Here is a 17,492-nt window from a genome sequence, read left to right as displayed (position 1 = left end):
CCGCCCCGCCCGTCGAGGGCCTTCCGGCCGCCGGTTCACGGACCCGTCACTCCGTGACGGCGTACGCCTCCACCGACCACAGCGAGTACCCGTACGGGGTGGCCCGCCGCACGCCCTGCACGCGCAGGTACCGCACGTCCGGCTCGTCCATCCGCACGGTCTCCCGGCCGCCCCGGCCGTCGTGCACCGCCGCCGCGGTGCGCCAGCGGCGGCCGTCCGCCGAGACCTGGATCCGGTACTCCGACGGATACGCGTCCTGCCAGTGCAGCGCCACCCGGCCCAGCCGCACCGGCCGGTCCAGCTCGACCTGCCACCAGGCGCCGTCGTCGACCGGCGACGACCAGCGCGTGTCCGGGTCGCCGTCGTTGGCCGCCGACGCCGGGAAGTCGGGCGTCTCGTCGCCCGAGGAGCTCGCCCGGCCGCCGCGGGCCAGGTCCGGGCCGCCGGTGGACGGGACGGAACGGACCGTGAGCGTGCAGGCCGCCGCCCCGAAGGCCAGCCGGATGCCGTACGGCCGCATGGCCGGCCCCCGCTCCACGGTCACCTCGACCGGCACCTCCACGGTGGCGCCGCGCGGGACGGTCAGCGGGCCCCCGGGGACGCGGACCCGTACGCCCTCGGGCGCCTCGGCGGTGAGCCTGCCGCGGGTCTCGGCGGGCCGCAGCGACGTGACACGGACCGTCAGCCGCTGCGTCCGGCCGGTCTCGACGTCGGCGCGGTCGTGCGCCGGCGCCAGGGACACGGCCGGGGAGTCCGCGAACCACGGGATCAGGTGACGCACCCGGGAGGGGGCGGGGCCGGTGACGCGGACGGCGTCGGCGCCGCGGCGGACAGCGAGCTCCGTGGCGCCCGTCCCGGACAGCTCGCCGACGCGCCGCCAGCCCTCGCCGGGGACGTGCGCCTCGACGGTCCCCGTGCCGCCGGGCTCGCCGAGGACCGTCACGGCGGACAGGGGGCGCACCCGCGGGAACCGGAGCGTGCGGGTGCCGTCCGCGTCGCCGGCGCTCCCGGGCGGCTCGTGGTCGATGCCCGCCCACGTCTCGTACGTCTTCTGCGCCTGCCGCAGGAACGGGTCCAGCACGCCCGTGTCGACCTTCGCCCGCGCCGACTCCAGCCGCTCGCGCAGGCCGCCCAGCTTCCGGTACGCGGCCCAGGCCGCCGCCGCGTCCCCGGTGTCCTGGGCGCGCAGCATGCCGAGGGCCGTCGTGCCGGCCTCGCCGTAGCGGGCCAGCTGCTCGCTCCAGGGGGAGACCTCGGCGGCGAGACCGGTGCCGGAGAGGCGCCGGGGCAGCTCGCGCAGCACGGTGAACGCCTCACGCAGCCGCCGGGCGGCCTCGGTGCCGTCCCCGGGGGCCCGGCCGGTTTCCGCCGTGCGGCCCGGCGTGCCGCCGCCCGCCTTCGCCCGGTCCCGCCAGAACGCCTCGATCAGCGGGCGCAGGTACGCCGACTCCTCGCCGCCCAGGACCGAGGAGGCGTCGTTCCCGGCGAGGGCGGCCAGGGCCTCCTCGCGCCGGGTGTCCCCGCCCGCGAGGTCGGCGACGGCGGCGCGCCAGGACTCCTCGGGGCGGTAGGAGCGCGGGTTCCAGGCGAAGTCGGCGGCGGTGAACAGCGGGATGCGGGACGCCCGCGCCTGCTCCATCGCGTTGGCGAGCAGGGCGGCCGAGCCGGTGGCGACGGCCGGGTCGCGGCCCTGGTAGGGGCCGAGGAAGACACGGCCGGGGGCGTAGTCGTTGACGGGGTAGTTGTCCATGGTGACCAGCGGATGCCCGAACACCGCGCGGGTGTCGGCCACTTCCCGTCCGGTGATGGTCCGGGGCACCACCCCGACCCCCGTCCAGGCCACCTCGACGCCCTCGTCCAGCGCGGCGGCCAGCGCCCGCCGGTACGCGCTCGTGCCGTCCTCGTAGTACTCGGTCGGCATCACCGACAGGGCCGCCGAGCCGGGGTGGCGCCCGGCCAGGTGCCGGGCCACCGCGTTCGCCACCCGCGCCTGGGCCCGCGCCGCGGCCTCGGGGCCGGTGCCGAACCGGTCGGCGTCCGCCCGGCAGTGCCACTCGCTGTAGCTGACGTCCTGGAACTGGAGCTGGAAGGCGCGGAACCCCAGCGCCCACATCGCGTCCAGCTTGCGGGTCAGCGCCCGCAGGTCGGCGTCCGACGCGAAGCACATCTCCTGGCCGGGCGCCACCGCCCAGCCGAGCGTGACGTGGTTGCGGCGGGCCCGCTCGGCCAGCTCGCGGAACTCCGCCCGCCGCCCGGCCGGGTAGGGCTCCTTCCAGCGGGCCTGCCGGTGGAGGTCGTCGCCGGGCGCGTACAGGTAGCGGTTCTGCTTGGTGCGGCCCATGAAGTCGAGCTGGGCGAGCCGCTCGCGATGCGTCCAGGGGGTGCCGTAGAAGCCCTCGGTGATGCCGCGCACGGCGGTGCCGGGCCAGTCGCGCACCTCGACGGCCGCGATCGTCCCGTCCGGGCGCAGGAGCTGACGCAGCGTCTGCACGGCGTGGAACAGCCCGTCCGGCCCGGCTCCGGCGAGGGAGACGGCGCCCCGGCCGACGGTCAGCCGGTAGCCGCCGGAGGGCAGGGCGTGCCGGGGGTCGCCGTGGGGCGCCTCCGTCCGGGCGCGTACCACCAGGGCGCCCGGACGCCCGGGGGAGGACACGATCCGGCGCGCCCCGGCCGACCGCAGCAGGTCGCGCAGGGCCTCGACGGCGTAGGGGTCGGCCGTCGCGTCCGCGACCAGCACCACCTCGTCGGTGACCGCCACGGGGGCGCCGCCGGCGCGCAGCGAGTGGGGGCGCGGCCAGACGGAGACGCCCGCCCCGGCGGTGTCGGCCGCGTCGGCGGGGGCCGTGGCCGGGTCGGGGGCGGTGGCCGGGTCGGGGGCGGTGGCCGGGTCGGGGGCGGTGGCCGGGTCGGGGGCCGGCGGAGCCGCCACCGCGGCGGGGGCGGTGCCCAGGGTTCCGGCTACGACGGCGAACGCGAGGGCGGCGGCCCTCTTCCCGCGCCGTGGCTGCACAGGCCCCCTCCTGAATGCTCGACCGTGCGTAGGGAGAGATCGACCCCACCATCCCTGCGGCGAACGTGTCAACGGGAGTGGCCGTTGTGCCGAATTTGCCCCAGTCTGGAGAGACGGTTCAGGGAGGGAATGTGAGCAGGAGCACGTTGTCCGGTCCGGGGCGTCTGCCGTCGCGCCCACTGGGTAGGGCTGCGGTGACCCGCCCGGAAACCGTGCTCGACAAGGAGGCCCCCGTGGCTGCACCGGCACGCATCGAGCCCCCCGTCCCCTCCGATCCCGCGGCGGAGCCGTCCGCCGGACCCGAGAGCCCGCACCTGTGCGTGTTCAGCGCGGAGGGGTTCTGCGCCGAGGCGCCGCTGACCAGCGAACCGCCGCTGCCCGACGCCGAGCCCCTGACCAGTGAGCCCCCGCTCGCCGATCCCGGCCCGCCGGCCGGCCGGTCCGACGCCTCCCTGGACCCCTCCGGCCTTCTGCCGTCCGTCCCGGACCAGTTCCGCCCGGAGCGCTAGATGACCTCGCCCCGGCCGGCCGAGCCCTGCACCGAGGAGCTGTCCCGGCTCGCCGCCCTGCACGGCGTGGCCACCTCCTACAGCCCGTCTCCGGACCGCACGGTCGCGGCCTCCGCCACCGCCGTCACCCTGGCCCTCGCCGCCCTCGGCGTCGACGCGGACGGCCCCGAGGCGGTGCGCGGCGCGCTCGCTGCCCGCGAGCGGGAGCTGCGCGAGCGGCTGCTGCCCCCGACCGTCGTGGGCCGGACCGGAGACACCCCGGCCGCCCTGACCGCCCTTCCGGAGGGCACCCGGCTGCGGATCGAGACCGAGCAGGGCGAGACCCGCGCCTCGGCCGAGCAGCTCCCGCCGGGCGTCCACACCGTGACCGCCACCGCCCCGGACGGGCGGACCGCCCGGGCCCACCTGATCGTCGCCCCGCCCCGGCTGCCCGCCCCCGCCGGACGGTCCTACGGGCTCCTCGTCCAGCTCTACTCCCTCCTGTCCCGCCGCTCCTGGGGCATGGGCGACCTCGGCGACCTCGGGGAACTGGCCGGCTGGGCCGGGCGGGTGCTCGGCGCCGGATTCCTCCAGGTCAACCCGCTGCACGCGGCCGTGCCCGGCGCCCCCACCGACCCCTCCCCGTACCGCCCCTCCTCGCGCCGCTTCCCCGACCCGGTCCACCTGCGCGTCGAGGAGGTCCCGGAGTTCGCCTACGTCGAGGACCGCGACCGCGTGCGGGCGCTGCTGGAGCGTGCCGGCCGGCTGCGGGAGGCGGTGCTGGACAAGGGCGCCCTGATCGACCGGGACGCGGTGTGGGAACTGAAGCGCGAGGCGCTGGAACTGGTCCTGCGGGTGCCGCTCGGCCCGGGCAGGCGCGCCGCCTACTGCGACTTCCTCGCCGAACAGGGCCAGGCCCTGGAGGACCACGCCACCTGGTGCGCGCTCGCCGAGGTGCACGGCCCGGACTGGCACCGGTGGCCCACCGGCCTGCGCGACCCCCGCTCGGCGGACACCGCCCGGGCCCGGACCGCGCTGATGGACCGGGTGGACTTCTGGTCCCGGCTGGCCTGGCTGACCGACACCCAGCTCACCGCCGCCCAGCGCGCCGCGCGCGAGGCCGGGATGCCGGTCGGCGTCGTGCACGACCTCGCGGTCGGCGTGCATCCCGCCGGCGCCGACGCGTGGGCCCAGCAGGCGCACTTCGCCGCGGGCATGTCGGTGGGCGCCCCACCGGACGCCTTTAACGCCCGCGGCCAGGACTGGGGGCTGCCGCCCTGGCGCCCCGACCGGCTGGCCGAGTCCGGCTACGCCCCCTTCCGCGACCTCCTGCGGGCCCTGTTCCGCTACGCCGGCGCCCTGCGTATCGACCACGTCATGGGCCTGTTCCGGCTGTGGTGGGTGCCGCAGGGCCGTCCGCCCACGGAGGGGACGTACGTCCGCTACGACGCCGAGGCCATGCTCGCCGTCCTCGTCCTGGAGGCCTCCCGGGCCGGCGCCCCGGTGATCGGCGAGGACCTGGGCACGGTCGAGCCCGGGGTGCGCGAGGCGCTGCGCGGGCGCGGGGTGCTCGGCACGTCGGTGCTGTGGTTCGAACGCGACTGGGAGGGGGACGGCCGGCCCCTGCCCCCCGACGGCTGGCGCGCCGACTGCCTGGCCACCGCCACCACCCACGACCTGCCGCCCACCGCCGCCCGCCTCACCGGCGAACACGTCGAGCTCCGCGACGGCCTCGGCCTGCTGACCCGGCCCCTGGAGGAGGAGCGGGCGGAGGCGGCGGCGGACACGGCGGAGTGGCTGTCGGAGCTCACCCGCCTCGGACTGCTGAACGGCGCCGGGGGCACGGACTCCTCCACCGAGGAGGCCGAGATCCAGGCCGTCCACCGCTTCCTGCTGCGCACCCCCGCCCGCATGATCGGCGTCTGGCTCCCCGACGCGGTCGGCGACCGCCGCCCGCAGAACCTGCCCGGCACCTGGGACCAGTACCCGAACTGGCGCCTTCCGGTCGCGGACGCGCAGGGGAAGCCGACGACGCTGGAGGAGCTGGCGGCGTCACCGCGCCTGCACGCGCTGATCGACGTGCTGCGGGAGCGGAGCGGGACGGCCGCGGGGAACGAGCCCGGGGAGGCCGGCCGGCCGGAGGAGGGGGAGGGGTGACTCCTGCCGGTGCCGGTGGCGGCACCGGTGGTGTCCCCGCCGGTGGTGTCCGCGCCCGCGGTGCCGGTGGCGGCTCCCGCGGGCCCTACGGCACCCCCGGGCGCGCGGCCCGCTGCGGCGTTCGCTACTTTGGCACCGTGGACAAGAAGAACGCCCTGCGCGCCGGCGCCCTGGCCGCCGGTACGACGCTGATGATGCTGCTCATGTCGTCCCCCGCGCTCGCGCTCACCCGCGACGACGGCGACGACCCCGGCACGGGCCTGAGCGTCGTCGAGACGTTGGGCCTCTACGTCGTGGCCCCGCTCGCGCTGTTCGCGCTGATCGCGGGTCTGGTGATGGTGCTGGACAAGTCCCACAAGAAGAAGGACGTCACCAGCTCCAACCTCCAGATCAAGGCCGACACGCAGGCCTGAGCCCGGCCCTTCCGGACCGCCGCACACTTTTCGGGGCGCCGTCCGGGGCGCGCGCACACGCGCGTGCCCCGGACGGCGCCCCCGCGTGTCCGCGCGCGGCGTTCGGGTGCAGCGGGTGCCGCGGGACGAGCAGGCCCTGTCGGCGGCGACCGCGTCCGGCCGGGTGCGGGGGCGGGCGACGGGACCGCGGACCCGTGTCCTCCCCGGTACGGGTACGAACCGCGGACTGTCTGCGCCCCGGAGCCACCCCGGACACCGTGACGGCTCCGTGGTGCCCTCGTCGCCTGAAACGGCTGATCCGGCACTGCCCGGTTCAGGACCAGGCGATCTCGCCATGGCGGGAGACGAAGCGTCCGGTTCCGGCGCCGGGCCCCTCGGTGGCGAGGGCGACGATCGCGTCCGTGCCCTCGGTGACGGTCTGGGGGCCGCTGTGACCGTTGAGGTCGGTCGCGGTGTAGCCGGGATCGGCGGCGTTGACGCGGATGCCCTCCAGCCCCTTGGCGTACTGCGTGGTCAACATCGTCAGCGCCGCCTTCGAGGAGGTGTACAGCGGCGCGATCACGCGCGACTCGGGCCGGCCGGGGTCGTGGGTGAGGGCGAGAGAGCCCATTCCGCTGCTGACGTTGATGATCACAGGGTCGTCCGAGCGGCGCAGCAGCGGCAGGAACGCGGTGGTGGTGCGGATGACGCCGACGACGTTGACGTCGAGGACGGCGAGGGCATCGGCGGCGGTGAGGTCACCGGGATCGCCGGCGGGGCCGGACACACCGGCGTTGTTGATCAGGACGTCGATCCGGCCCTCGTGTTCGGCGACGTCCGCGGCCGCGGCGGCCACGGACGCGTCGTCGGTCACGTCGATGGGGACGTAGCGTGCGCCGAGCGCGGCGGCGGCCGCCTCGCCCTGCTCGCGGTTGCGGGCTCCGACGAGCACGGTGTGCCCGTACTCGGTCAGGCGGCGGGCGGTCTCGCGGCCGAGGCCCTTGTTGGCTCCGGTGATGAAGGTGATGGTCATGCGTCCGATACTGGCCCCGGCGGCAGAGGTGGGCCAGGGACGCTTCGACGGTAGGAGGACCAGTACCACCCTCGCGCCCGCACACACGCCGGGGAGGCGGGAGGATGGAAACCATGGCGACGACACCCGGAACCGGACTGGGCGCGATGATCCGCACGTGGCGGGACCGGCTGCCCCCGTCGGCCGCCGGGCTGCCGGTGGCCCGCGGGCGCCGGGCCACCGGGCTGCGGCGCGAGGAACTGGCCGACCTGGCCGGGGTGTCGGTCGACTACGTCGTGCGCCTGGAACAGGGGCGGGCCACGACACCCTCCGCGTCGGTGGTGGCGTCCCTGGCGCGCGCCCTGCAGCTGTCCACCGCCGAGCGGGACCACCTGTACCGGCTGGCCCGGCTCGTACCGCCGGTGGACGGTACGATCTCCGACCATCTCCCGCCCGGAGTGCAGCGGGTGCTCGCCCGGCTCGGGGACGTCGCGGTCGCCGTGTTCGCGGCGGACTGGCAACTGGTGTGGTGGAACCGGGGGTGGGCCGCCCTGCTGGGCGACCCCTCCGCCTCGCCGCCGCGCCTGCGCAACTTCGCCCGCGACAGGTTCCCGGTGGACACCGGCCCCGCCCGCCTGGCGCTGTGGCCGGTGACCGAGGCGGACCGCGACGCCACCGACGCCGCCGTCGTCTCCGACCTGCGCCGCGCCACCGGCCGCTTCCCCCGGGACAGCCGCCTGGCCGCGCTGATCCGCGATCTGAACGCGGGCAACAGGAGGTTCGCCGAGCTGTGGGCGACCGGAGAGGTGGCCGCGCACCGCGAGGACCACAAGACGATCGACCACCCGTCGGTGGGCCCGGTCACGGTGGACTGCGACGTGCTGACCGACGGCGACTCCGAACTCAAGATCGTCATCATGACCGCGGTGCCCGGCAGCGAGGACGAGACCAAGCTCCGGCTCACCGCCGTCGCCGGCCCGCCCGCTCCCGCGCGCCACTGATCCGGCCCACGCGTCGACCGACCGGCCGCGTGTGCGCGGCGGGTGCCGAACCGCGACGCCGGCCCCACCCGCGCGCCTCGGTGATCCGGAGCGAAGACCTCACCCGGACCACCCGTCGGCCACAACCCGGCACGCGCCCTGGGTGTGCTGTCCCGGGACGTTGGTGACACGCGTGCCGGGTGCCGGCCCTCGTACCGGATGTACTCGGGTCCGCGCCCGGTGCGGCGAGAGGGCGTGCAGGGCGTCGCGGGGCAGGCGGGAGTCTGACGACAGGCCCTAAGGGTGCGGCGCGGTCAGGTAGCGCTGCACCGTCGGGGCCAGCCACGCCACGATCTCCTGCCGGCTGAGCGCCACGGTCGGCGGGAGCCGCAGGACGTACCGGGTGAGCGCCAGGCCCAGCAGCTGTGTGGCGGCGAGCGCGGCACGCGTCGCGGCCTGCTCGGGATCGGGGCACACCTGCCGGGCGACCGGCAGCACCTGGTCGCGGAACACGCCCCGCAGGCGTTCGGCCCCGGCCCGGCTGCCGGCGCCGACCCGGAGGAGGGCGGTGAGCACCTCGTTGTCCTCCCACTGGTCGAGGAAGTGCCCCACCAGGGTGGAACCGACCTCGTCCCGGGGCAGCGCGCTCATGTCGGGCAGCGCGATGTCGACGGCGACGGCGGCCGCGAACAGGCCCTCCTTGCTGCCGAAGTAGCGCATCACCATCGACGGGTCGATCTTCGCGTCCCGCGCGATGGCGCGGATGGTGGCCCGCTCGTAGCCGTCGGCGGCGAAACGCTCGCGGGCGGCGTCGAGGATCGCGGCGCGGGTGGTGTCGGAGCGTTTGGCGGGGTTGCTGGGACCGGACGGCTTGCTGATGTCGGCCGGGCCGCTGATGCCGGTCGGGCCACTGGTGCCGGCCGGGACGGTGAGCCTGCTGTCGGACATGCCGATGAGCGTAGGCCAACACACGTGGGCCAACAAGCGTTGACTGGAGCGAGGGGCCGACCTACTGTAGTCAACGAGTGTTGGCCAACACGTGTTGGCAACGCTCGCAGTCAACGCCAGCAGGCCAACGCGTGTTGGCCAACAATTGAAGGCCCACGCACGTCGACCTCCGTACGTCGGCCTCCGCCCGTCGGCACTCAGGGAGGACCTGATGAACGACACGCACGGCACACACGACAAACGCGGCACACGCGACACGCACGGCACGGAGCGCGCGAACGGCGTGGCCGGAACGAACGACATGACCGGCACCACCGGGCCCACCGGCACCGACGCCCTCCGGACCGTGATCGTCGTCGGCGCCGGTCCCACCGGTCTCCTCCTGGCCGGCGACCTCGCCACCGCCGGCGTCCCCGTCACCCTCGTCGAGAAGCGCCCGAAGGAGATCGGCAACCTCTCCCGCGCCTTCGTGCTGCACGCCCGCACGCTCGAGCAGTTCGACGCCCGGGGCGTGGCCGACGAACTGGAGGAGGTGGGACGGCGGCTCAGCCGCTTCCGCCTCTACGGCCGCCTCACCCTCGACCTCTCCGGGCTCCCCTCCCGCTTCAACCACCTCCTCGTCCTCCCGCAGTACGAGGTGGAGCGGGTCCTGGAGCGGCGGGCGTCCGAGGCCGGGGTGGTGTTCCGGTACGAGACCGAGGTGACCGGGCTGACCCAGGACGCGCGGGGCGTGACCGTCGCGGTCCGCGGGCCCGGCGGGGGGACGCAGGAGCTGCGCGCGGCGTACGCCGTCGGTACCGACGGGATGCGCAGCACCGTGCGCGAGGCGGTCGGGCTGCCGTTCCCGGGCCGTTCGGTGATCCGGTCCGTCATGCTCGCGGACGTGCGGGTGACCGAGGAGCCCGGGGAACTGCTCACCTTCGACGCCGTCGGCGACGCCTTCGCCTTCCTCGTGCCGTTCGGCGACGGCTACCACCGCGTCATCTGCTGGGACCGCCGCCGTGACCTCCCCGACGACGCGCCCGTCTCGCTCGACGAAATCAAGGAGACCACCCGGCGCGCCCTCGGCCGCGACTTCGGCATGCACGACCCGCGGTGGACGTCCCGCTTCCACAGCGACGAGCGGCAGGCGCCCGCCTACCGGGCCGGCCGCGTCCTGCTCGCCGGAGACGCCGCGCACGTCCACACCCCGGCCGGTGCCCAGGGTATGAACACCGGCCTCCAGGACGCGGCGAACCTGAGCTGGAAACTGGCCGCCGTCGTCCAGGGGCACGCGGACGACGCCCTCCTCGACACCTATCACGCCGAACGCCACCCGGTGGGCAGGACGGTGCTGCTGAGCAGTGGCGGCATCGTGCGCGCCGCCATGGCCAAGCGGCCCTGGACGATCGCGCTGCGCACCGCCTTCGCCGCCTTCCTCGACACCGTCGGCCCGGCGCGGCGCAGGGCGCTCGGCCAGGTCACCGGCATCGGCTACCGCTACGCCGCGCCCCGCGGCGCGCACCGCTTCGTCGGCCTGCGCGCCCCCGACCTCGCCCTGGCCGGCGGCGGCCGGCTCCACGAGGCGCTGCGCGGCGGCCGTTTCGTGCTGATCACCCCGCGGCCGTGCGCGGTGGGCGACGACCGCAAGGACCGGCTGGCGGTGGAGCGCTGGGCGAGCGGCCGCCGCACGGCGGTGCTGGTGCGGCCGGACGGGTACGTGGCGTGGGCCGCGGACTCGGCCACCCCGGCGGACGTGGCGGCGGCGCTCGACGCCCACGTCGGGTGAGCTCCCGGGCCGCGACGGGGCCCGCCCGGCCGGCCGTGCCCGGCGCGCTCGTCCCGGCGCCCTCTTCGCGCTGCCGTTCCTCCCCGCGCACCGGCTGTCCGGCGGCGGTCGCCTGCCGCCGGCCGCCTGCCGCCGAGGGCAACGGCCGAAGGGAGGCGACGGACGTGACGGCCCCCGGCTCCCGCGCTGCGGCGTTGCGGCGCTGAGGCGCTGAACCCACCGCGATCCCCGGCCCCGGCCCCAGCGTACGGCCGAGCGCGCCCGACACACTCCGGGCGCCCCCGGCGCGACGTACGGACGCACCGGCCCGGACAGGCGCACCGGCCCGGACAGGCGCACCGGCCCGGACAGGCGCACCGGCCGGACAGGCGCACCGGCCGGACAGGCGCACCGGCCGGACAGGAGCACCGGCCGGACAGGAGGTACCGGCGGCTACCGCGCGGCCGCCGCGTCCGCCTGCTGGGCCCGCAGGGCGCGCTCCACGCCCGCGCGGGACTCGGAGACCAGGCGGCGCAGCGCCGCGTTGGGCTCGGCGGAGGCCAGCCACGCGTCCGTCCTGTCCAGGGTCTCCCGGGAGACCTGGACCGACGGGTACAGGCCGACCGCGATCTGCTGGGCCATCTCGTGCGAACGGGACTCCCAGATGTCCTTGACGACCTCGAAGAACCGGTCCGTGTACGGGGCGAGCAGCTCGCGCTGGTCGGTCTGGACGAAGCCGCCGATGACCGCTTCCTGGACGGCGTTCGGGAGCTTGTCGGACTCGATGACCGACGCCCAGGCCTCGGCCTTGGCCTGCGGGGTCGGGCGGGCGGCGCGGGCGGTGGCCGCGTGGCGTTCGCCCGCCGCCGTCCGGTCGCGCTCGTACTCGGCCGCGATCTCCGCCTCGTCGTAGCGGCCCGTCGCCGCGAGCCGCTGCACGAACGCCCAGCGCAGCTCGGTGTCCACGGCCAGGCCCTCGATGCTCTGCGAACCGTCCAGCAGGCCCTCCAGCAGGTCCAGCTGCTCCGGCGTGCGGGCCGTCGCCGCGAACGCGCGCGCCCACGCCAGCTGGTGGTCCCCGCCCGGCTCGGCGGCCCGCAGGTGGGTCAGCGCGGCCTCGGTCCAGCGGGCGAGCAGGGTCTCGCGGGCGGCCGGGTCGGCGTACAGGTCGATGGCCAGCTTCACCTGGCGGTGCAGCGACTGCACGACACCGATGTCGGACTCCTTGCCGATGCCGGAGAGCACCAGGGAGAGGTAGTCGCGGGTCGCCAGCTGCGCGTCGCGGGTCATGTCCCAGGCGGACGCCCAGCACAGGGCGCGGGGCAGGGAGGACTCGAAGTCGCCCAGGTGCTCGGTGACGAAGGCCAGCGACCGCTCGTCCAGGCGGACCTTCGCGTACGACAGGTCGTCGTCGTTGAGCAGGACGACGGCCGGGCGGCGCCTGCCGGCCAGCTGCGGTACGGCCGTCAGCTCGCCGTCGACGTCCAGCTCGATCCGTTCGTCGCGGACCAGCTTGCCGGTGGCGTCGTCGAGCTCGTACAGGCCGACCGCGATGCGGTGCGGGCGCAGGATCGGCTCGCCCTTCGCGCCGGCGGGCAGGGCCGGGGCCTCCTGGCGGATCGCGAAGGAGGTGATGACGCCGTCGGCGTCCGTCTCGATCTCCGGGCGCAGCACGTTGATGCCCGCCGTCTCCAGCCACTTCTTCGACCAGGTCTTCAGGTCGCGGCCGGAGGTCTCCTCCAGCGCGCCCAGCAGGTCGCCCAGGCGCGTGTTGCCGTACGCGTGGCGCTTGAAGTACGCCTGCACGCCCCGGAAGAACTCGTCCTCGCCGACGTAGGCGACGAGCTGCTTGAGCACGGAGGCGCCCTTGGCGTACGTGATGCCGTCGAAGTTGACCAGCACGTCGTCCAGGTCGCGGATGTCCGCCATGATCGGGTGCGTGGACGGCAGCTGGTCCTGGCGGTACGCCCACGTCTTCATGGAGTTGGCGAAGGTGGTCCACGCGTGCGGCCAGCGCGAGCCGGGCGCGGCGGCCTGGCAGGCGATGGAGGTGTAGGTGGCGAACGACTCGTTCAGCCACAGGTCGTTCCACCACTCCATGGTGACCAGGTCGCCGAACCACATGTGGGCCAGCTCGTGCAGGATGGTCTCAGCCCGCACCTCGTACGCCGCGTCCGTCACCTTCGAGCGGAAGACGTACTGGTCGCGGATGGTCACCGCGCCCGCGTTCTCCATCGCGCCCGCGTTGAACTCCGGCACGAACAGCTGGTCGTACTTCTCGAACGGGTACGCGTAGTCGAACTTCTCCTGGAACCAGGCGAAGCCCTGCCGGGTCACCTCGAAGATCGCGTCCGAGTCGAGGTGCTCGGCGAGGGACGGACGGCAGTAGATGCCGAGCGGCACCGGCTGGCCGTCCTGCTCGTACACGCTGTGCACCGAGTGGTACGGGCCGGCGATCAGGGCCGTGACGTACGTCGAGATGCGCGGGGTCGGCGCGAAGGACCAGACGTTGTCCTCGGGCTGCGGGGTGGGCGAGTTGGAGATGACGGTCCAGCCCTCCGGCGCCTTCACGGTGAACCGGAAGGTCGCCTTCAGGTCGGGCTGCTCGAAGTTCGCGAACACGCGCCGGGCGTCCGGCACCTCGAACTGGGTGTAGAGGTAGGCCTGGTCGTCGACCGGGTCGACGAAGCGGTGCAGGCCCTCGCCGGTGTTGGTGTACGCGCAGTCGGCGACCACCCGGAGGATGTTGCGCCCCTTCAGCAGGCCGGGCAGCGCGATCCGGGAGTCCTGGAAGACCTCGGCCACGTCGAGCCGGTCACCGTTGAGGGTGACCTCGTGGACGGCCGGCGCCACCAGGTCGATGAAGGACTCCGCGCCGTTGTCCGCGGCGACGTCGAAGCGCACCGTGGTCACGGACCGGAAGGTGCCGCCCTCCTGCGCGCCGGAGAGATCGAGGTCGATCTCGTACGAGTCAACGGTGAGCAGCTTCGCCCGCTGCTGCGCCTCTTCGCGAGTCAGGTTTGTGCCAGGCACGCGGTCATCTCCTCGTTATGTGTGGGTTGCGCCATCCTTCCACGCGACATCGGGATCGGGCGACGACGAGGGCTTTCCATGGGGATACCCCTGTGTCGGCCCGGCGGGGACGGGGGCTTCCCGGTGCCCGGGCGGCACGAGGGGGGAACGCGACGTCCGTATCCCGCCGGTGGTCCGGGCCGGCGGACGCGAGTCTGGGGGCATGACCTCCTACATCGCACGCCCGATCCCGCCGCCGGTCCTGGACGAACTGCGTACCGCCGACGACGCGGGCCGCCCGATGGTGCCCGTCACCGACCCCGAGGGCGGCGCCCCGCTGCGCTGCTGCCTGCGGCGCGGCGCGCCCGGGGAACAGATCGCCCTGGTCTCCTACGCGCCCCTGCGGCGCTGGGCCGCCGAGACGGGCGCCGACCCGGGCGCGTACGACGAGCAGGGCCCCGTCTTCGTCCACGCCGAGCGGTGCGCGGGACCGGACGGCGACGCCCTGCCGTTCACCGGCAGCCACCGCACGGTCCGCCGCTACTCCGCCGACGGGCGCATCCTGGGCGGCCGGCTGGTCCAGGACCCCGCCGGGTTCGGACCGGCCTTCGCGGAGGCCTTCGCCGACCCCGCGGTGGCCCTCGTGCACGTCCGCGCGGTGGAGTACGGCTGCTTCCTGTACGAGGTCCGCCGGGGCTGAGGGACCGCCCGCCCGCCCCGGCGCGCCACGGGCCGTCGCGCGCACCGCACGGGCGGTGCACCGGACCGCACGGACGGTGTACCGGACGGCACGGGCGGTGCACCGGACCGCCCCGCCCCCTCGGCGGCGGGCGTCCCGCCTATCCGGCGGTGAGCTCCGCCGCCACCAGCTCCGCGATCTGCACCGCGTTCAGCGCGGCGCCCTTGCGGAGGTTGTCGTTGGAGACGAACAGCGCCAGGCCGTTGTCCACCGTCTCGTCGCGGCGGATGCGGCCCACGTAGGAGGGGTCCTTGCCGGCCGCCTGGAGCGGGGTGGGGATGTCGGTGAGGACGACACCCGGGGCGCCGCCGAGCAGCTCGGTCGCGCGCTCGGGGCTGATCGGGCGGGCGAAGCGGGCGTTGACCTGGAGGGAGTGGCCGGAGAAGACCGGGACGCGCACGCAGGTGCCGGAGACCTTCAGCCCGGGGATCTCCAGGATCTTGCGGGACTCGTTGCGCAGCTTCTGCTCCTCGTCGGTCTCGTTCAGGCCGTCGTCGACGAGGTTGCCCGCGAAGGGGAGCACGTTGAAGGCGATGGGGCGCTTGTAGACGCCGGGCTCGGGGAAGTCGACGGCCCCGCCGTCGTGGGTGAGCCTGTCGGCGTCGTCGACCACCTTCTGCACCTGGCCGTGCAGCTCGGCGACGCCCGCGAGACCGGAGCCGGACACCGCCTGGTAGGTGGCGACGACCAGGGCCTCCAGGCCCGCCTCCTCGTGCAGCGGCTTGAGGACCGGCATCGCGGCCATCGTGGTGCAGTTCGGGTTGGCGATGATGCCCTTGGGGCGGTGCGCGATCGCGTGCGGGTTGACCTCGGAGACGACCAGGGGCACGTCCGGGTCCTTGCGCCAGGCCGAGGAGTTGTCGATCACGACGGCGCCCTGTGAGGCGACCTTCTCGGCCAGCGCCCTGGAGGTGGCGCCGCCCGCGGAGAACAGCACGATGTCCAGGCCGGTGTAGTCGGCGGCCGACGCGTCCTCCACCGTCACGCCGTCCAGGACCGTTCCGGCGGAGCGGGCCGAGGCGAACAGGCGCAGCTCGTCGACCGGGAAGTTCCGCTCCGTGAGGATCCTGCGCATGACCGTGCCGACCTGACCGGTGGCTCCGACGATTCCGACCCTCACGGCGACTCCCTGTCTCTGTACGTGCGTGGTGCCCGACCGGGGCTTTCCCATCATGCGGCCGACCACGGGCAACGTGTCCAATTTTCTCGGCCGGGTGCCCGGGAAATGGGACGGCACGGCTCGGCCGACGGTTGCGGACGTCCGGTGTCCACCCCGCCTGAGCTGGAGAAATTCATCCGCCGGGCGCCGTGCGCCGCAAGCTCGCCTGCCCGGCGGGCCACCCGGCACACGAAGGTGTGACGTACGCCTCGGTCCGGCCGCGCACCCCCGCGAACGTTCCGGCGCGCCCCGGCGTCGTAGGGGAAACAGGGTGAGGGGGTGGCTGGTGCTGCGCAGAACGGCCCGCCGCGGCCAGGGGGCGGCCCGCCGGGCGGCCGATCCGCTGGACGCGGCCCAGGAACGCCGGGTGCGGGCGGTGCTCGCCCTGGGCGGAGTGCCGCAGGCGGACCTGCCGGACGGGGTACAGCAGGTCCGCCTGCGGCTGCTGGAGCGCGCCGCGAACGGGCAGGAGGCGCCGCGGGACGTCTCGGCGTGGGCGGCGGTGGTCGCCTCCAACCTGGCCGTGGACTGGCACCGGGCCAAGCGCCGCCAGGAGCGGCTCGGGGAGCGGCTGGCCGCCCTGCGGCAGCTCGAACACCCCTCGGGCGAGGACACCAGCGTGCTCTCCGTCGCCGTCGCCCAGGGCCTGGACGAGCTGCCCGACGCCCAGCGCCAGGTCCTGGTCCTGCGTTTCTACGCCGATCTGCCGGTGCGCTCCATCGCCGAACAGCTCGGCATCCCCGAGGGCACGGTCAAGAGCCGGCTGCACACGGCGGTACGGGCCCTGCGCGCCCGCCTGCACGAGGACGAGGTGGTGTGACGTGGCCGTCCGCGACGACGACCGGCACGACGCCGGACACGGCGGTGCCCCGGACGAGGGCGCCCCGGGCGGCGGTGCCGCGAACGAGGGCACCCCGGTCGAGCACGGCCCGGGCAAGCACGGCCCGGACGAGGACACCGCGCACGGGGGCGCCCGCCGGGATGTGACGTACGACGGCGCCGTGTACGGCGGCATGGACGCGCTGATGGCCGCGCTCACGCAGGAGCCGCTGCCGGCGCGGGCCGAGCGGGACGCGGACTTCCTGTCCGCCCGCCGGGCGGCCGCCGCCGACGTGGCCGTGCTGAGGGAGCAGCTGGGGCTGATCGGGGAGGCGCTGGCCCGCGCCGGGGAGACCGGGGCACGGGCGGGAACGGCGGCGGGGGCCCGGGAGGGGAACCCGCCCGCGCGGGACGCCGGGCCCGCGGCGGAAGCCGCCCCGGCGTCCGCGCGCCCCCTGCCCCGCCGCCGTTCCCGCCGCCCCCTGAACCTCGCCCTCGGTGCCCTCGCGGCGGCCGTGGCGGCCACCGTGGTCGTCGGCATGGGCTGGCTCCTGGCCCGGCCCGGCGGCGGCGCCGACGCGACGAGCGACGCCGCCGGCAGCGCCGACGCCGGCGCCAAGGCGGGGTCCCAGGCGTACTTCGGCAGCCCTCCGTACCTGGCCTGCGCCCGGTTCGTCGCCGAGGGCACGGTCGTCGCGGTGGAACGGCCGCCCGGCACCGGCCAGGACCGGATCACCCTGGCCGTGACCCGCTCCTACCTGCCGGAGGGCGGAGGGCCGGAAGACGGGGGAGGGGAGAAGGTCGCCTTCGTGCGGGAGGAGGGTGTCCGCCCCCGGCTCCGGGAGGGCGACGAGGTCCTCGTCGGGCTGCCCCGCGACGGGCTCGTCCCGGACGCCGTGTTCGTCGGCGAGGAGGACATCGCCCCCGAACGGGCCCGGATCACCGCCGCGCTGCCCGAGGCGCGCGACCTGCCCTGCGCATGAGAAAGGGCGGGCGCCCGCACGGACGCCCGCCCCACCGCCGTACCGG

The 17,492-nt window shown here is 75.4% G+C and carries 13 protein-coding genes and 1 pseudogene; 8 read left to right on the top strand and 6 right to left on the bottom strand.

Annotated elements, in window-relative coordinates; translation table 11 throughout:
- Positions 1-46: 46 nt before the first annotated feature.
- Positions 47-3,010 carry a beta-N-acetylglucosaminidase domain-containing protein gene (locus AB0L29_RS08030; RefSeq protein ID WP_365824530.1) on the bottom strand — a complete coding sequence of 988 codons (2,964 nt, stop codon included), beginning with the start codon at positions 3,008-3,010 and terminating at the stop codon, positions 47-49.
- Positions 3,011-3,243: 233 nt separating this feature from the next.
- Between AB0L29_RS08030 and AB0L29_RS08025 the strand changes: the two genes are divergently transcribed.
- The 3 genes from AB0L29_RS08025 to AB0L29_RS08015 all read left to right on the top strand — a co-directional run bounded on the left by AB0L29_RS08025 (position 3,244) and on the right by AB0L29_RS08015 (position 6,068).
- Complete coding sequence (locus AB0L29_RS08025) at positions 3,244-3,519, top strand: hypothetical protein (RefSeq protein ID WP_365824528.1); 276 nt, start codon at positions 3,244-3,246, stop codon at positions 3,517-3,519.
- Positions 3,520-5,655: a 4-alpha-glucanotransferase gene (gene malQ / locus AB0L29_RS08020; RefSeq protein WP_365824526.1), complete on the top strand. Its 2,136-nt coding sequence runs from the start codon at positions 3,520-3,522 to the stop codon at positions 5,653-5,655. It begins immediately after the preceding gene.
- Between the two features lie 137 nt (positions 5,656-5,792).
- A complete protein-coding gene (locus AB0L29_RS08015) occupies positions 5,793-6,068 on the top strand; it encodes a hypothetical protein (protein ID WP_365824524.1) in 276 nt (91 codons plus the stop codon).
- 111 nt (positions 6,069-6,179) lie between these two features.
- Here AB0L29_RS08015 and AB0L29_RS08010 read toward each other — a convergent pair.
- Both AB0L29_RS08010 and AB0L29_RS08005 read right to left on the bottom strand, forming a co-directional pair.
- Positions 6,180-6,299 (bottom strand): annotated as a pseudogene (locus AB0L29_RS08010) (IS5/IS1182 family transposase); the annotation flags it as partial.
- 82 nt (positions 6,300-6,381) lie between these two features.
- Complete coding sequence (locus AB0L29_RS08005; protein ID WP_365824522.1) at positions 6,382-7,080, bottom strand: SDR family NAD(P)-dependent oxidoreductase; 699 nt, start codon at positions 7,078-7,080, stop codon at positions 6,382-6,384.
- A 113-nt stretch (positions 7,081-7,193) separates the two neighbouring features.
- Here AB0L29_RS08005 and AB0L29_RS08000 point away from each other — a divergent pair, with 113 nt between their 5' ends.
- Positions 7,194-8,060, top strand: coding sequence for a helix-turn-helix transcriptional regulator (locus AB0L29_RS08000; protein ID WP_365824520.1), 867 nt, complete (start codon positions 7,194-7,196; stop codon positions 8,058-8,060).
- 276 nt (positions 8,061-8,336) lie between these two features.
- Here the strand turns inward: AB0L29_RS08000 and AB0L29_RS07995 are convergent, their stop codons facing one another.
- Positions 8,337-8,987 carry a TetR family transcriptional regulator gene (locus AB0L29_RS07995; protein WP_365824518.1) on the bottom strand — a complete coding sequence of 217 codons (651 nt, stop codon included), beginning with the start codon at positions 8,985-8,987 and terminating at the stop codon, positions 8,337-8,339.
- Positions 8,988-9,288: 301 nt separating this feature from the next.
- On the opposite strand from AB0L29_RS07995, the gene AB0L29_RS07990 reads away from it, so the two are divergent.
- Positions 9,289-10,755, top strand: coding sequence for an FAD-dependent monooxygenase (locus AB0L29_RS07990; RefSeq protein ID WP_365824678.1), 1,467 nt, complete (start codon positions 9,289-9,291; stop codon positions 10,753-10,755).
- A gap of 432 nt (positions 10,756-11,187) precedes the next feature.
- Here the strand turns inward: AB0L29_RS07990 and pepN are convergent, their stop codons facing one another.
- Positions 11,188-13,767: an aminopeptidase N gene (gene pepN / locus AB0L29_RS07985; RefSeq protein ID WP_365824516.1), complete on the bottom strand. Its 2,580-nt coding sequence runs from the start codon at positions 13,765-13,767 to the stop codon at positions 11,188-11,190.
- A gap of 202 nt (positions 13,768-13,969) precedes the next feature.
- Here pepN and AB0L29_RS07980 point away from each other — a divergent pair, with 202 nt between their 5' ends.
- The gene (locus tag AB0L29_RS07980) at positions 13,970-14,446 is read left to right on the top strand and encodes a DUF1203 domain-containing protein (protein WP_365824514.1); all 477 of its coding nucleotides are present in this window, start codon (positions 13,970-13,972) and stop codon (positions 14,444-14,446) included.
- A 139-nt stretch (positions 14,447-14,585) separates the two neighbouring features.
- Here AB0L29_RS07980 and AB0L29_RS07975 read toward each other — a convergent pair whose 3' ends face one another.
- Positions 14,586-15,605, bottom strand: coding sequence for an aspartate-semialdehyde dehydrogenase (locus AB0L29_RS07975; RefSeq protein ID WP_365824512.1), 1,020 nt, complete (start codon positions 15,603-15,605; stop codon positions 14,586-14,588).
- A gap of 325 nt (positions 15,606-15,930) precedes the next feature.
- On the opposite strand from AB0L29_RS07975, the gene AB0L29_RS07970 reads away from it, so the two are divergent.
- Together AB0L29_RS07970 and AB0L29_RS07965 are read left to right on the top strand one after the other, a co-directional pair.
- The gene (locus tag AB0L29_RS07970) at positions 15,931-16,464 is read left to right on the top strand and encodes a sigma-70 family RNA polymerase sigma factor (RefSeq protein WP_365824510.1); all 534 of its coding nucleotides are present in this window, start codon (positions 15,931-15,933) and stop codon (positions 16,462-16,464) included.
- A 1-nt stretch (position 16,465) separates the two neighbouring features.
- On the top strand, positions 16,466-17,446 hold the full coding sequence (locus AB0L29_RS07965; protein WP_365824508.1) for a hypothetical protein: 981 nt from the start codon (positions 16,466-16,468) through the stop codon (positions 17,444-17,446).
- The last annotated feature ends 46 nt before the right edge of the window (positions 17,447-17,492 follow it).

Origin of the sequence: Streptomyces sp. NPDC052701, assembly GCF_040678355.1 — a bacterium.
Taxonomy (GTDB): domain Bacteria; phylum Actinomycetota; class Actinomycetes; order Streptomycetales; family Streptomycetaceae; genus Streptomyces.
The sequence above is the reverse complement of the archived record's forward strand: the minus strand, read 5'-3'. Positions and strand labels throughout refer to the sequence as shown.